Origin of the sequence: Kitasatospora sp. NPDC057692 (assembly GCF_042799475.1) — a bacterium.
GTDB lineage: Bacteria > Actinomycetota > Actinomycetes > Streptomycetales > Streptomycetaceae > Kitasatospora.
Map to the genome: position 1 here is coordinate 1 of NZ_JBHVIV010000132.1, position 16,738 is coordinate 16,738.

General features: G+C 73.8%; 2 protein-coding genes. Both read left to right on the forward strand.

Features of this window, described 5'->3' with window-relative positions; all coding sequences use genetic code 11:
• Positions 1-9,795 (forward strand): SDR family NAD(P)-dependent oxidoreductase (locus ACFVFS_RS38350; protein WP_380629642.1); only part of this gene is annotated, 9,795 nt, incomplete at its 5' end.
• 2 nt (positions 9,796-9,797) lie between these two features.
• Positions 9,798-16,738 (forward strand): SDR family NAD(P)-dependent oxidoreductase (locus ACFVFS_RS38355; protein WP_380629643.1); only part of this gene is annotated, 6,941 nt, incomplete at its 3' end.

The window sequence follows — 16,738 nt, forward strand, 5'->3', positions numbered from 1 at the left end:
CTCGGCGACCCGATCGAGGCGCAGGCGCTGCTGGCGACCTACGGTCAGGGGCGGGTGGAGCCGTTGTGGCTGGGGTCGGTGAAGTCGAACATCGGCCATACCCAGGCCGCGGCCGGTGTGGCGGGCGTGATCAAGATGGTCATGGCGATCCGGCACGGGCAACTGCCGCCGACGCTGCACGTCGACGCGCCGACCTCCCACGTCGACTGGGAGTCCGGAAACATCCGGTTGCTCACCGAGGCCCGGCCCTGGCCCGACAATGGCCATCTGCGCCGAGCGGGCATCTCGGCGTTCGGCATCAGCGGTACGAACGCGCATGTGGTGATCGAGGCGGCCGCCGAGGAGCCGGTCGGGGTTGCGGCGGAGCCTATGGGCGGGGTGGTGCCGTGGGTGCTGTCGGCCAGGTCCGGGGCGGCGTTGCGGGAGCAGGCGCGCCGGCTGGGCGCCTTCACCGCCGGTCATCCCGAGGTGGGTTCGGCAGCGGTCGGGGGCGCTCTGGCCGCCCGCACCGTGTTCGAGCACCGGGCGGTGCTGAGTGGTGTGGAAGCCCTGGACGCCCTGGCGGAGGGCCGGTCGGTGCCGGGTCTGGTCACCGGGACCGTCCGTCCGGTGGGTCGGTCGGTGTTCGTGTTTCCGGGGCAGGGTGCGCAGTGGGTGGGGATGGGTGGGGAGTTGTACGCCTCGGAGCCGGTGTTCCGGGCGGCGATCGACGCGTGTGGCGTGGCGTTGGCGCCGTTCACGGACTGGTCGTTGGTGGAGGTGCTGACGGGCGGTGGTTCATTGGAGCGGGTGGATGTGGTGCAGCCCGCCCTGTTCGCGGTGATGGTGGCGCTGGCGGAGCTGTGGCGTGCGCACGGTGTGGAGCCGGATGCCGTCGTCGGGCATTCGCAGGGCGAGATCGCGGCGGCGTACGTGGCGGGCGCGTTGTCCCTGGACGACGCCGCGAAGGCGGTCGCGCTGCGCAGCAGGGCCCTGGTCGCTCTGGCCGACCAGGGCGGGATGGTGTCGGTCGGCCTCGGGTATGAGCAGGGCGCCGCCTTCATGGCCCGCTGGGACGGCCGGCTGACGGTCGCGGTGGTCAACGCCCCCGGTTCGGTCGTCGTGTCGGGGGACCTGGACGCGCTGGACGAACTGCTGACGTCCTGTGAGGCCGAGGGCATCCGTGCCCGCCGTCTGCCCGTCAATTACGCCGCCCACTCCGCCCAGGTCGAGGCGATCCGTGAGCAGCTGCTCACCGACCTCGCGGACATCCGGCCTCGGCCCGCTGCGATCCCTTTCTACTCCACCGTCACCGCGGAACCGGTCGACACCACCGCCCTCGACGCCGACTACTGGTACCGCAACCTCCGCGAACCCGTGCTGTTCGACCGGACCACCCGGCTGCTGCTCGCCTCGGGCGGCGACCCCGTCTTCGTCGAGATCAGCCCGCACCCGGTGCTCACGCCCGCGCTGGAGGAGCACGAGGCGGGTCTGGTGACCGGTACGCTACGCCGCGACCACGGCAACCCGGCCGAGTTCCTGGCCGCCGCGGCGCGGCTGTTCGTCGCGGGCGTGCCGGTGCGGTGGCCGTTCCCCGGAGGACAGCCGGTGACGCTGCCCACCTACCCCTTCCAGCGGACGCGGTTCTGGCTCTCCGGAGGCGCGGGAGACGTGTCCGCGGCCGGGCTCGACCCGGTGGACCACCCGCTGCTCGGCGCCGCCGTCGAGGTGGGCGGGCAGCGGGTCCTGACGGGTCGGCTCTCCCTGGCCACCCACCCCTGGCTCGCGGACCACTCCGTCCTGGGGACGGTGCTGCTGCCCGCGACGGCGTTCGTGGAACTGGTGGTGCACGCGGCCGGGGCGGCAGTGGAGGAACTGGTCCTGGAGGCGCCGCTGATGGTGCCCGCGGACGGTGCGGTGGACGTGCAGGTCGTCGTGGGCGAGCCGGACGGGACCGGCCGCCGCACGGTCGACGTCCGGTCCCGTACGGACGGCTGGGTGCGGCACGCCACCGGCACGGTGAGCGGGAAACCCGTGGTCGGGCAGGAGCTGACGGCATGGCCGCCGGCCGGCGCGGAACCGGTCACCGGGCTCTACGACACGCTCGCCGCGGCGGGCTACGAGTACGGGCCGGCCTTCCAGGCCGTGCAGGCGGTGTGGCGCCGCGGCCATGAGGTGTTCGCCGAGGTCGCCGTGCCGGACGCGGCCCGGTTCTCCGTCCATCCGGCCCTGCTGGACGCCGCCCTGCAACCGCTGGCGCTGCTGGCCGGCACGGAAGGCGACGTGCGGCTGCCGTTCTCGCTGACCGGGATCGCGGTCCACCGCACCGGCGTGACCTCCGCGCGGGTGCGGCTGACGGTGGTGCGCCCCGGCACGTACGCCGTCCACCTGGCGGACCGGTCCGGCGGGCCCGTGGCGACCGTCGAGGCGCTGACCACCCGTCCGATGGCCGAACGCGGCCCGCTGTACGCCCTCGACTGGATTCCGCTGACCCCCGGCGAAGGCGCGCTCGGCGATGCCGTCGTCTCGCCCGGCTCGGTCGCCGAGGCGCTGGCGGCCGTCCAGGACTTCCTCGCCGGGCCCGGCGAACGGCTCGTGGTGCGCACGCGGGGCGCGGTCGCCGCCGTTCCCGGTGACGGGGTGAGCGACCCGGAGGCCTCGGCCGTATGGGGCCTGGTCCGGTCCGCGCAGTCCGAGCACCCCGGCCGGTTCGTGCTCGTGGACGCCGACGAGCTGCCCGACGGCCTGTCGGTCGGCGACGAGGACCAGGTGGCGGTGCGCCGGGGGGCCGTCTACGTGCCCCGGCTCGTGCGCTCCGCACCGGAGGCGTTCGACGGACGGCTGACTCAGGCGGACACGGGCAGCCTGGACGACCTCGCCTTCCTGCCGTACGAGCAGGCCCCGCCCGGGCCCCGGGAGGTGCGCGTCGCCGTGCGGGCGGCGGGCCTGAACCTCCGGGACGTGCTGATCGCCCTCGGCGTCTATCCGGACCCGGCGCTGCTCGGCAGCGAGGGCGCGGGCGTCGTCACCGAGGTCGGCGCCGAGGTCACCGGGCTGCGGCCGGGTGACCGGGTCGCCGGGTTGCTGCCCGGCGCGTTCGGCCGGGTGGCCGTCGCCGACCACAGGGCGCTGGTGCGCATCCCCGACGAGTGGACGTTCGCCCAGGCCGCCACCGTGCCGGTCGCGTTCATGACGGCCTGGTACGGCCTGCGCGATCTGGGCGGGCTGAAGGCCGGTGACCGGGTGCTGATCCACGCCGGGGCCGGGGGCGTCGGCATGGCGGCGGTCCAGCTCGCGCGGCTCTGGGGCGCGGACGTCCACGCGACCGCCGGCCCGGGCAAGTGGGACGCGCTGCGCGCCCTGGGGCTGGACGAGGACCACATCGCCTCCTCCCGGACCCTGGAGTTCGCCGACCGGTTCGGACCCTTCGACGTGGTGCTGAACTCGCTGTCCGGCGAGTTCCTGGACGCCTCCCTGCGGCTGCTCGCGCCCGGCGGGCGGTTCGTGGAGATGGGCAAGGCCGACATCCGGCCCGGCGTGCTGGCCTTCGACCTGGCCGACGCGGGACCGGAGCGGCTGGGGGAGATCCTGGCCGAGGCCGTCCGGCTGATCGGCGCGGGCGAGCTGCGTCTGCCGCCGTTCACCACCTGGGACGTCCGCCGCGCGCGGGACGCCTTCCGGTTCATGAGCCGGGCCGCGCACATCGGGAAGATCGTTCTCACTGTTCCCGTGGATCTCGATGCGGCCGGTACGGTGCTGATCACCGGTGGTACGGGGACGCTGGGGGGCCGTGTGGCCCGGCATCTGGTGGCCGAGCGGGGTGTGCGGCATCTGGTGCTGGTCAGCCGCGGTGGTGGCGGGTCGGCGCTGTGCGAGGAGCTGGCCGCGCTGGGCGCGGAGGTGACCGTGGCGGCCTGTGACGTGGCCGACCGGGACGCGCTGGCGGCGGTACTGGACTCGATCCCGGCCTCGCACCCGTTGACCGCGGTCGTGCACGCGGCCGGTGTGCTGGACGATGCCGTGGTCGAGTCGCTGACCCCCGAACGGCTCGCCGCGGTCTGGGAGCCCAAGGCACGGGCGGCCTGGAACCTGCACGAACTCACCCGGGGGCGGGACCTGACGGCGTTCGTCCTCTTCTCCTCGGCGGCCGGGACACTGGGCGCGGCAGGGCAGGCCAACTACGCGGCGGCGAACGCCTACCTCGACGGCCTGGCCGCGTACCGGCGTGCCCAGGGCCTGCCGGGGGTGTCGCTGGCCTGGGGCCACTGGGCCGAGGCCAGCGGGATGACCGGGAGGATGTCCGAGGCCGACGGCGAACGCCTCGCCCGCGCGGGGCTGCTGCCGATGGCGACCGAATACGGACTCGGGCTGTTCGACGGGGGCCTGGACACCGCGGAACCGGCGGTGGTCGCGGCCCGGCTCAAGGTGTCCGCCCTGGGCGACCGGCCGGTGCTGCGCGCGCTGGCACGCGCCCGCAAACCGGTGCGGACCACCGGACTGGCGGGTGAGCTGGGATCGCTCCCCGAGGCCCGGCAACGCGAGATCCTGCTCGATCTGGTCCGCACCCACGCCTCGGCCGTGTTGGGCCGCAGCGACACCGCGGCTGTCGGCGCCGAGCGCGCCTTCAAGGAGCTGGGCTTCGATTCGCTCACCGCGGTGGAGCTGCGCAACCGGCTGTCCACGGCGGTCGGGACCCGGCTGTCGGCGACGATGGTCTTCGACCACCCGACCCCGGCCCGGCTGGCCGAACACCTGCGGGAGGTGGTCCTCGGCATGGAGCGCCGGACGGCCTCGCCCGTGCCGGTCGGGGTTCCGGTGTCGGGTGATCCGGTGGTCGTGGTGGGGTTGGGGGCCCGGTATCCGGGTGGGGTGGGGTCGGCGCAGGGGTTGTGGGACCTGGTGGCGGGTGGGGCGGATGCGGTCGGGGAGTTCCCGTCGGATCGCGGGTGGGACGTGGGCCGTCTCTATGATCCGGCCGGTGCTCCGGGGACGTCGTATACGCGGGCGGGTGGCTTTCTGGGGGATGCGGGCGGTTTCGATGCCGCGTTCTTCGGGATCTCGCCGCGTGAGGCGCTTGCGATGGATCCGCAGCAGCGGGTGCTGTTGGAGACGGTGTGGGAGACGTTCGAGGACGCGGGGATCGATCCGACGTCGTTGCGGGGCAGTCAGACGGGTGTCTTCACCGGCATCTGGGCGTCCGGCTACGCGGGCGGAGTGGACCAGATCTCGCGCGACGCGGACGGTTATGTGGCCACCGGCACGGCGACGAGCGTGACCTCCGGGCGGGTGTCGTATCTGCTGGGTCTTGAGGGTCCGGCGGTGTCGGTGGACACGGCGTGTTCGTCGTCGCTGGTGGCGATCCATCTGGCGGCGCAGGCGTTGCGGGCGGGGGAGTGCTCGCTGGCGTTGGCCGGCGGTGTGACGGTGATGGCGACACCGGCCGCCTTCATCGACTTCTCCCGGCAGCGGGGGCTTGCGGCCGACGGTCGGGTGAAGGCGTTCGCCGAGGCCGCCGATGGTACGGCGTGGGGTGAGGGCGCGGGTGTCGTGCTGCTGGAGCGGTTGTCGGACGCCCGTCGCAACGGTCACCGGGTGCTGGCTGTGGTGCGGGGTTCGGCGGTGAACCAGGACGGGGCGTCGAACGGGCTGACCGCGCCGAATGGTCCGTCGCAGGAGCGGGTGATCCGTCAGGCCCTCGCCAATGCCGGGTTGGAGCCGTCCGAGGTGGACGCGGTGGAGGCGCACGGCACGGGGACGACGCTCGGTGACCCCATTGAGGCGCAGGCGCTGCTGGCGACTTACGGCCAGGGGCGGGTGGAGCCGTTGTGGCTGGGGTCGGTGAAGTCGAACATCGGCCACACCCAGGCGGCGGCCGGTGTGGCGGGTGTGATCAAGATGGTGATGGCGATGCGGCACGGGCAGTTGCCCCCGACGCTGCATGTCGACGCGCCGACCTCGCACGTCGACTGGTCGGCGGGACAGGTGTCACTGCTCACCGAGGCCCGGCCGTGGCCGGAGACGGGGCGTCCCCGCCGAGCGGGCATCTCGGCGTTCGGCATCAGCGGTACGAACGCGCACGTGATCCTGGAGCAACCGGCCCCGGATCCGGCCGCTTCCACGCCCGAGCCCGCGGCCGTCGTGCCGGAGCCGTGGCTGCTGTCGGCCAAGTCCGCGCAGGCGCTCCGGGCCCAGGCCCACAGGCTGCAGGCGTACGCGGCCAAGGTCCCCGACGCGGACGGAATCGCCTCCGAGCTCGCCGCACGGACCCGGTTCGCCCACCGGGCCGTGGTGACCGGACCGGAGGCACTGGCGGCCCTGGTGCGCGGGGAGACGAATCCCGGACTGGTGACCGGCGAGGCCCGCGACTCGGGCAGGTCGGCGTTCGTGTTCTCCGGTCAGGGTGGTCAGTGGGCGGGGATGGGGCGTGGCCTGTACCGGGTGTTCCCGGTGTTCGCGCGGGTGTTGGACGAGGTCTGCGAACGGCTGGAGTTGCCGGTGGAGGTGCTGTTCGAGGACGGGGAGGGGGTGCTGGGGCAGACGCTGTTCACCCAGGGTGCGGTGTTCGCGTTGGAGGTGGCGTTGTTCCGGCTGGTGGAGTGGTTGGGGGTGCGGCCGGACTTCGTGGTGGGGCATTCGGTGGGCGAGGTGGCGGCGGCCCATGTGGCGGGGGTTCTGGGTCTGGAGGACGCGTGTGCGTTGGTGGGGGCGCGGGGTCGGTTGATGCAGGGGTTGCCGGGTGGTGGGGCGATGGTGTCGCTGCAGGTGTCGGTGGAGGAGGTGGCGGGGTCGCTGGTGCCGGGTGTCGAGGTGGCGGCGGTCAACGGGCCGGATGCGGTGGTGGTGTCGGGGGAGGAGGTGGCGGTCGCGGCGGTCGCCGAGGTGTGGCGCGGTCGTGGGCGGCGGGTGAAGGGGCTGGAGGTGAGTCACGCGTTCCATTCGGCGCGGATGGATCCGGTGCTGGAAGAACTGGGTGTGGTGGCGGCGGGGTTGTCGTTCGGTGAGCCGTCGATCCCGGTGGTGTCCACGGTGGCCGGGCGTCCGGTGGAGGACATGGGGGAGCCGGGCTATTGGGTGCGGCAGGTGCGTGAGCCGGTCCGTTTCGCGGATGCGCTGGAGTGGCTGACGGGCCGGGGTGTGACGGGGCTGGTGGAGGTGGGTCCGCATCCGGTGCTGGTGGCCAACGGGCTGATGCGCCGTGGTGGTGATGCTCCGGAGCGGTTGTTCGCGGCGCTCGGGCGGCTGTGGGCGGACGGCGCCGTCGACTGGAAGCCACTCACGACCACGATCACGGGGACGCCGGGTGCGCGCGTGCCGTCGTACGCCTTCCAGCACCAGCACTACTGGCTCCACCCCACCACCCCGGCACCGGCCGGTGACGGCCGGATCGACCACCCGCTGCTGCGGGACGCCATGGAACTCCCCGACGACAACGGCGTGGTGCTGACGGGACAACTCGCCACCACCGCGCAGCCGTGGCTCACCGAACACGTCATCGCGGGCTCGCCCCTGCTGCCCGGCGCGGCGTTCGTGGACCTGGCGCTCCGGGCCGGCGAGTACGTCGGCTCCCCGTCGGTCGAGGACCTGACGCTGGAGGCACCGCTGGTGGTCGCGGACGGCGTCCAGCTGTCCGTGACCGTCGGCCCCGACCGGGCCGGCCGGCGCAGCCTCTCGATCCACTCCCGGACGGACGGCGAGTGGGTACGGCACGCCACCGGGACCCTGGACACCGTCGCCGTCGCACCACGGGAGCCCTGGGCACGGCAGTGGCCGCCGCACGCCGAAGCCGTCGACCTCGACGCCTTCTACGACAACCTGGCCGACGCCGGATTCGCCTACGGCCCGGCCTTCCAGGGCCTGCGAGCGGCCTGGCGCGACGGCGACACCCTCTACGCGGAGGTGGCCGCACCCTCCTCCGGTGACACCCGGTTCGCCCTGCACCCCGCCCTGCTCGACGCCGCGATCCAGACCGTGACCGTCGCCGACGACCGGGCGAAGATGCCGTTCTCCTTCGCCGGGATCTCCTGCTGGAGCGGCGCCGAGCACGCCAGGGTCCGGCTGACCGTGACCGGCGAGGACACCTGCGCGATCGGCCTCGCCGACCGGTCGGGCGCGCCGGTCGCCGAGATCGCCTCGCTGACCCTGCGCCGACCGGCCGGGGCCACCGCGCTGGACGTGCCGTACCGGGTGGCGTGGCCGGTCCTGGAAGCGGCGACCACCGCACCTGACGTCCCGGTCCACCACGCCGCATCGCCCGTCGAGACCCTGCGGGTGATCCAGGACTTCCTCGCCACGGACACCCCGCGGATGGTGGTCGCCACGCGCCACGCCGTGTCGGTCCGGCCGGGCGAGGACGTCGACCCGCAGGCCGCCGCCGTCTGGGGCCTGGTCCGGTCGGCCGCCACCGAGCACCCCGGCCGGTTCGTGCTGGTCGACCGTCAGGACGGCGACGAGGTCCGGCTGGCCGGCGACGAACCCCAGCTCGCGATCCGGGCCGGCGCCGTTCACGTCCCCCGCCTCGAACGGGTGCGGACCGAACCGCTGCCCTCGCCGCTCGGCCCCGAGGGCACGGTGCTCGTCACCGGCGGCACCGGCACCCTGGGCGGCACGATCGCCCGCCACCTCGCCGTACGGCACGGCGTGCGGCACCTGCTGCTGGTCAGCCGGAGCGGCCCGGACGCCCCCGGCGCGGCCGAGCTGACCGCCGACCTGGCCGCGCTGGGCGCGACCGCCGCCATCGTGGCGTGCGACGTGTCCGACCGCGGGGCGGTGGCACGGCTGCTCGCCGACCACCCGGTCACCTCGGTGATCCACGCCGCGGGCACGCTGGCCGACACCGTCGTGGAATCCCTCACCCCGCAGCAGTTCGCGCGCGTGTGGGAGCCGAAGGCCCTCGCGGCACGGCACCTCCACGAACTGACCTCGGACCTGGAGGCGTTCGTGCTGTTCTCCTCGGCGGCCGGTGTGCTGGGCGGCGCCGGCCAGGCGAACTACGCGGCGGCGAACGCGTATCTCGACGGCCTTGCCGCACACCGGCACGCCCAGGGACAGCCGGCCGTGTCGCTCGCCTGGGGCTACTGGGCGGAGACCAGCCGAATGACCGGGGGTCTGACCGCCACCGACCGGCACCGCCTGGCCAGGGCCGGCGTACGGCCGCTGCCGACGGCGGACGCGCTGGCCCTGTTCGACGCCGCGCTGACCGCGGGCACCCCCGTCCTCGCTCCCGTCAGGTTCGACCTGCCGGCGCTGCGCCGCGCCGGTGACCCGCCCGCCCTGCTGCGGGAGCTGGTACGGCCCCGGCGCAGGCGGGCCGCCGACCGCGTGTGGACGCAGGCCGAGGTGCTGCAACTCGTCGTGGGCGAGGTCGCCCTCGTCCTGGGGCACTCGTCACCGGGGGCGGTCAACCCCGACCGGGCGTTCACCGACATCGGGTTCGACTCGCTGACCGCCGTGGAACTGCGCAACCAGCTCGACGCGGACACCGGCCTGCGCCTGCCCGCCACGCTTGTCTTCGACCACCCGACACCGGCCCGCCTCGCCGCCTTCGTGCACACCCGGCTGCACGGCACCGGACCCGATCCCCTGCTCGCCGAACTCGACCGGCTCAGGTCCACCCTGGACGCGGCGGCCGCCGACGCCGACTACGAGACCGTCGCGGCCCGCCTCGAAGCACTGCTCGCGGCCTGGACCGCGAAGCGCACCGGCTCCGCGGTCGGTGTCGACGAGGCCAGCGACGACGAACTGTTCAGCCTTTTGGACGATGCGCACCGCAGGACCGAGGTCATCCGCTCGGGCGAGTCCCGCAACGCTGAGGAGTAGCGATGTCCGACGAAGAGAAGCTCCGCACGTACCTCAAGCGCGCCACGGCCGACCTGGGAGTGCTCGGCAAGCGCCTCGCCGACATGGAGGAGGCGGCGCGCGAGCCGATCGCGATCATCGGCATGGGCTGCCGCTACCCGGGCGGAGTGGAGTCCCCGGACGGCCTGTGGCGGCTCGTCTCGGACGGTGCCGACGCGATCACCGACTTCCCGCCGGACCGTGGATGGGACGTCGTCCACGACCCCGACCCGGACCGGCCGGGCACGACCTACACCCGATCGGGCGGCTTCCTCGCCGACGGCGCCGGCTTCGACGCAGGGTTCTTCGGGATCTCGCCGCGCGAGGCGTTGGCGATGGATCCGCAGCAGCGGGTGCTGCTGGAAACCGCCTGGGAGACCTTCGAGTACGCCGGCATCGACCCGACCACACTCGGCGGCAGCCGCACAGCCGTGTTCACCGGCCTGTGGTCCTCCGGCTACGGCAACCAGCCGCCGCCGGACCTCGAAGGTTTTCTCGCCACCGGAACCGCCACCAGCGCCACGTCCGGGCGGGTGTCGTATCTGCTGGGGCTTGAGGGGCCGGCGGTGTCGGTGGACACGGCGTGTTCGTCGTCGCTGGTGGCGATCCATCTGGCGGCGCAGGCGTTGCGGGCGGGGGAGTGCTCGCTGGCCCTGGCCGGTGGTGTGACGGTGATGGCGACGCCGGCGGGGTTCGTCGAGTTCTCGCGGCAGCGGGGGCTTGCCGCCGACGGCCGGGTGAAGGCGTTCGCCGAGGCGGCCGACGGAACCAGCTGGGGTGAGGGCGCGGGCCTGCTGCTGCTGGAGAGGCTGTCGGACGCCCGTCGCAACGGCCACCGGGTGCTGGCGGTGGTGCGGGGTTCGGCGGTGAACCAGGACGGGGCGTCGAACGGGCTCGCGGCGCCGAACGGTCCGTCGCAGGAACGCGTCATCCGGCAGGCGTTGGCGAACGCCGGACTGTCGACGGCGGACGTGGACGCGGCGGAGGCCCACGGCACCGGGACCACCCTCGGCGACCCGATCGAGGCTCAGGCGCTCCTGGCGACCTACGGTCAGGGGCGGGTGGAGCCGTTGTGGCTGGGGTCGGTGAAGTCGAACATCGGCCACACCCAGGCGGCGGCCGGTGTGGCCGGCGTGATCAAGATGGTGATGGCGATGCGGCACGGGCAACTGCCGCGGACCCTCCACGTGGACGCGCCGACCTCGCACGTCGACTGGGCCTCCGGCGCGGTCCGCCTGCTCACCGAGGCCCGGCCGTGGCCGGAGACGGGGCGTCCCCGCCGTGCCGGTGTGTCGGCGTTCGGCATCAGCGGCACCAACGCGCATGTGGTGATCGAGGCGGCCGCCGAGGAGCCGGTCGGGGTTGCGGCGGAGCCCGTGGGCCGGGCGGTGCCGTGGGTGTTGTCGGGGAAGTCGGATGCGGCGTTGCGGGAGCAGGCGCGTCGGCTGGGAGAGTTCCTGGCCGGGCACCCGGGGGTTGGCGCGGTCGCGGTGGGTCGGGCGCTGGCGGGGCGGTCGCGCTTCGATCACCGCGCGGTGCTGAGCGGTGTGGAAGCCCTGGACGCCCTGGCGGAGGGCCGGTCGGCGCCGGGTCTGGTCACCGGGACCGTCCGTCCGCTGGGTCGGTCGGTGTTCGTGTTTCCGGGGCAGGGTGCGCAGTGGGTCGGAATGGGTGGGGAGTTGTACGCCTCGGAGCCGGTGTTCCGGGAGGTGGTCGACGCGTGTGACGCGGCGTTGGCGCCGTTCACGGACTGGTCGTTGGTGGAGGTGTTGACGGGGGGCGGTTCGCTGGAGCGGGTGGATGTGGTGCAGCCCGCCCTGTTCGGGGTGATGGTGGCGCTGGCCGCACTGTGGCGTGCGCACGGTGTGGAGCCGGATGCCGTCGTCGGGCATTCGCAGGGCGAGATCGCGGCGGCGTACGTGGCGGGGGCGTTGTCCCTGGACGACGCCGCGAAGGCGGTCGCGCTGCGCAGCAAGGCCCTGGTCGCTCTGGCCGACCAGGGCGGGATGGTGTCGGTCGGCCTCGGGCATGAGCAGGCCGCCGCCTTCGTGGCCCGCTGGGACGGTCGGCTGACGGTCGCGGTGGTCAACGCCCCCGGTTCGGTCGTGGTGTCGGGCGACCTGGACGCGCTGGACGAACTGCTGGCGGCCTGTGAGGCCGACGGTGTCCGCGCCCGCCGTCTGCCCGTCGACTACGCGGCGCACTCCGTCCAGGTCGAGGCGATCCGCGAGCAGTTGCTCACCGACCTCGCCGGGATCGAGCCGCACCCGGCGGTCATCCCGTTCCACTCCACGGTGACCGGCGAGGAGACCGACACCTCCGCCCTCGACGCCGATTACTGGTACCGCAACCTCCGCGAACCCGTGCTGTTCGACGGGACCACCCGTGCGCTGCTCGACCACGGCCACACAGTCTTCGTCGAGGTCAGCCCGCACCCGGTCCTGGTCTCCGCCGTCGAGGAGACCGCTCACCACCACGGCTCCGACCTCCTCGTCACCGGTACGCTCCGGCGCGACCAGGACGACTTCCCCACCTCGCTCGGCCGCCTGCACGTCCATGGTGTCCCGGTCGACTGGCGGTTCCCGGACGACGCCGAGCCCGTCAGCCTGCCGACGTACGCCTTCCAGCGCGAGCCGTACTGGCTGCGGCCCGTCCCGACGGCGTCGGGCGACCACCCCTTGCTCAGCACGTTCGTGGAACTGCCCGACGGCGCGGTGCTCAGCGGACGGATCTCGCTCGCCACCCACCCGTGGCTGGCCGACCACGCCGTGCGGGGCTCCGTCCTCCTGCCCGGCACCGCGTTCGCGGAAATGGCGGCCTACGCGGCCGGCCGGCTCGGCCGCGCGGTCGAGGAGCTGGTGCTCGAAACGCCGCTCGTCCTCGACGACACCCCGGCGCACCTCCAGGTCGTCGTGGGCCCCGAGGACGACGGCCGCAACCCGCTCACGGTGTACTCGCACGACGGCGACGCGTGGGTGCGGCACGCCACCGGGACCCTGGGCGAGGAGCCGGTGCTGAGCGTCTGGGACTGGCCGCCGGCCGGTGAGCCCCTCGACGTCGACGGGCTCTACGACTCGCTGTCCGTGCTCGGCTACGAGTACGGACCGGCGTTCCAGGGCGTCACGGCGGCCCGGCGGGTCGGCGACACCGTCTACGCCGAGGTGGAGCTTCCCGCCGAGGAGCCGTTCGCCCTGCACCCCGCGCTGCTCGACGCCGCCCTGCACCCCATGGCGTTCCTCACCGACCGCACCGGCCTGCCGTTCGCGTTCACCGGGGTGGCGATACGTCCCGCGGGCCGCGGGACGCTGCGCGTACGCCTGTCCGCCACCGGGCCGGATACGTACACCGTGGCCGTGGCCGATCCGGACGGCACCCCGGTCGCGGTCATCACGTCGCTGACCGTCCGGGACACCACCGCCGTCCCGGACAGCCTGTACGCACTCGACTGGGTCCCCTTCGCACCGGCGCCGACCGGTGGCGACCCCGCGGACCTGGTCGTCTACGAGGTGCCCGGGCCGGAGCCCGAGGCGGACACCGTCGAGGCGGCGTACGAGAGCGCGCAGCACGTACTCGCAGCGATCCGGGACCACTTGGCGGGCGAGCGGGAGCGGACGCGGCTGGCGGTCGTCACCCGCAACGCCGTCGCCGCCGCGCCCGGTGACGTGGTCGGCCTGCACCACTCGATGGTCTGGGGCCTGGTCCGCGGCGCGCGGGCCGAGCACCCCGACCGGTTCGTCCTGGTCGACGCCGACCCGACCTGGGACCCCGCGCTGATCGCCGGCACGGACGAGCCGGAACTGGCGGTACGTCAAGGCGCCCTGCGGGTACCCCGCCTGGTCCGCGTCGGCGCGGGCCTCACCCCGCCGGACGGGACCTGGCGGCTGGAGGACACGGGCACCGGCAGCATCGACGACCTGGCACTGGTGCCCCGCCCGGAGCTCATGGAGCCGCTGGGGCCCGGACAGGTCCGGATCGCCGTGCGGGCGGCCGGGCTCAACTTCCGGGACGTGCTGATCGCCCTCGGCGTCTACCCCGGTGAAGCCCTGATGGGCGGCGAGGGTGCGGGCGTCGTCCTCGAAACCGGCCCGGACACCCGGTTCCGGCCCGGCGAGCGCGTCATGGGCCTGGTCCCCGGCGCCTTCGGCCCGGTCACCGTCGCCGACCAGCGGCTGCTGGTCCGGATGCCCGACGACTGGTCCTTCGCCCGGGCCGCGTCCGTGCCCGTGGTGTTCCTGACCGCCTGGTACGGCCTGCGCGACCTGGGCGGACTGGAGGCCGGTGACCGGGTCCTGATCCACGCCGGCACCGGCGGCGTCGGCATGGCGGCGATCCAGCTGGCCCGGCGGCTCGGGGCGGAGGTGTTCGCCACCGCCGGCCCGGCCAAATGGCATACCCTGCGCGCCCTGGGGCTGGACGAGGACCACATCGCCTCGTCGCGCACCCTGGAGTTCGAGCAGAGGTTCCCGCCCATGGACGTGGTGCTGGACTCGCTGTCCGGCGAGTTCGTCGATGCCTCCCTGCGGCTGCTCGGGCCCGGCGGGCGGTTCGTGGAGATGGGCAAGACCGACATCCGCGACGCGGCCGACCATCCCGACATCGTCTACCGGGCGTTCGACATCGCCGACGCGGGACCGGAACGGCTCGGCGAGATCCTGGACGCCGTCGTAGCGGCCTTCGCGGACGGCGGGTTCGCACCGCTGCCGCTGGACGTGCGCGGGGTCCGGGACGCGGTCGACGTGTTCCGGTTCATGAGCCGGGCCGCTCACATCGGGAAGATCGTTCTCACCGTTCCCGTGGATCTCGATGCGGCCGGTACGGTGCTGATCACCGGTGGTACGGGGACGCTGGGGGGTCTTGTGGCCCGGCATCTGGTGGCCGAGCGGGGTGTGCGGCATCTGGTGCTGGTCAGCCGCGGTGGTGGCGGGACGGCGCTGTGCGAGGAACTGGCCGCGCTGGGCGCGTCGGTGACGGTGGCCGCCTGTGACGTGGCCGACCGGGACGCGCTTGCCGCCGTGCTGGACGCGATCCCGGCCGCGCACCCGCTGACCGCGGTCGTGCACGCGGCCGGAGTGCTCGACGACGGCGTGGTCGAGTCCCTCACTCCCGAACGCCTCCGGCACGTCGCCGACCCCAAGGCCCGGGCGGCGTGGAACCTGCACGAACTCACCCGGGGACGGGACCTGACGGCCTTCGTCCTCTTCTCCTCGGCGGCCGGGACGCTCGGCAGCCCCGGGCAGGCCAACTACGCCGCGGCCAACACCTTCCTCGACGCCCTGGCCGTGCACCGGCGCGCCCTCGGACTGCCGGCGACCTCGCTGGCCTGGGGCTACTGGGCGGAGGCCAGCGGCATGACCGGGCACCTGACCGGTACCGACCAGGACCGGCTGACACGGGCCGGGGTCGTGCCGTTGGCCACCGACCACGCCCTGTCGCTGTTCGACGCGGCCCTGGCCATGGACCGGGCCGCGCTGGTGCCGGTACGCCTCGACCTGTCCGTGCCGGCGGGCTCCCCGGCAGCCCCGGCGGCCCTCAAGGGTCTCGTCTCCCGCAAGGCGGCCCGGCGCCCGGCGCGGCACGGCGCGATCGCCGACCGCCTGCGGTCGCTGCCGGAGGCCGAACGGCTGCGGGCCGTACTCGACCTGGTCACCGCCCACACCGCCGCCGTGCTCGGTCACCGCGAACCGGGGGCCGGCTGGGACCGGCAGCCGTTCAAGGACCTCGGCTTCGATTCCCTGACCTCCGTCGAACTGCGCAACCGGCTCAACAACGCCACCGGCCTGCGGCTGCCCGCCACCATCGCCTTCGACCACCCCACCCCGCGGCAGCTCGCCGAGCACCTGCTGAGCGGGATCCTCGGTGGGGGTGTGGTGCCGGTGGTGCCGGTGGTTCCGGTGGGGGGCGCGGTGGCGGGTGATCCGGTGGTGATCGTGGGGATGGGGTGCCGGTTGCCGGGCGGGGTGGGGTCGCCGGAGGAGTTGTGGGGTGTGGTGTCGGGTGGGGTGGATGCGATCGGGGGGTTTCCGGGGGATCGGGGGTGGGATGTCGAGGGGTTGTTCCATCCGGATGCTGATCATCCGGGGACGTCGTACACGCGGGCGGGTGGTTTCCTCGCGGACGCGGCGGGGTTCGACGCGGATTTCTTCGGGATCTCGCCGCGTGAGGCGTTGGCGATGGATCCGCAGCAGCGGGTGCTGTTGGAGACGGTGTGGGAGACGTTCGAGGACGCGGGGATCGATCCGACGTCGTTGCGGGGCAGCCGGACCGGTGTGTTCACCGGTATCTGGTCCTCCGGCTACGGCGGCCAGGCACCCGCAGACGCCGAGGGCTATCTCGGCACGGGCGCCGCGACCAGCGTGACCTCCGGCCGGATCGCCTACCTGCTGGGACTGGAGGGCGCGGCGGTCTCGCTGGACACCGCCTGCTCGTCCTCGCTGGTGGCGATCCACCTGGCCGCGCAGGCGTTGCGCTCGGGGGAGTGCTCACTGGCCCTGGCCGGTGGTGTGACGGTGATGGCGACTCCGCTGGGGTTCACGGAGTTCTCGCGCCAGCGCGGCCTGGCACCCGACGGCCGGGTGAAGGCGTTCGCCGAGGCGGCCGATGGTACGGCGTGGGGTGAGGGTGCGGGGCTGGTGCTGCTGGAGCGGTTGTCGGACGCCCGCCGCAACGGCCACCGGGTGCTGGCGGTGGTGCGGGGTTCGGCGGTCAACCAGGACGGCACCTCCAACGGCCTCGGGGCGCCGAACGGTCCGTCGCAGGAGCGGGTGATCCGGCAGGCGCTCGCCAATGCCGGGTTGGAGCCGTCCGAGGTGGACGCGGTGGAAGCGCACGGCACGGGGACGACGCTCGGCGACCCGATCGAGGCGCAGGCGCTGCTGGCGACCTACGGTCAGGGGCGGGTGGAGCCGTTGTGGCTGGGGTCGGTGAA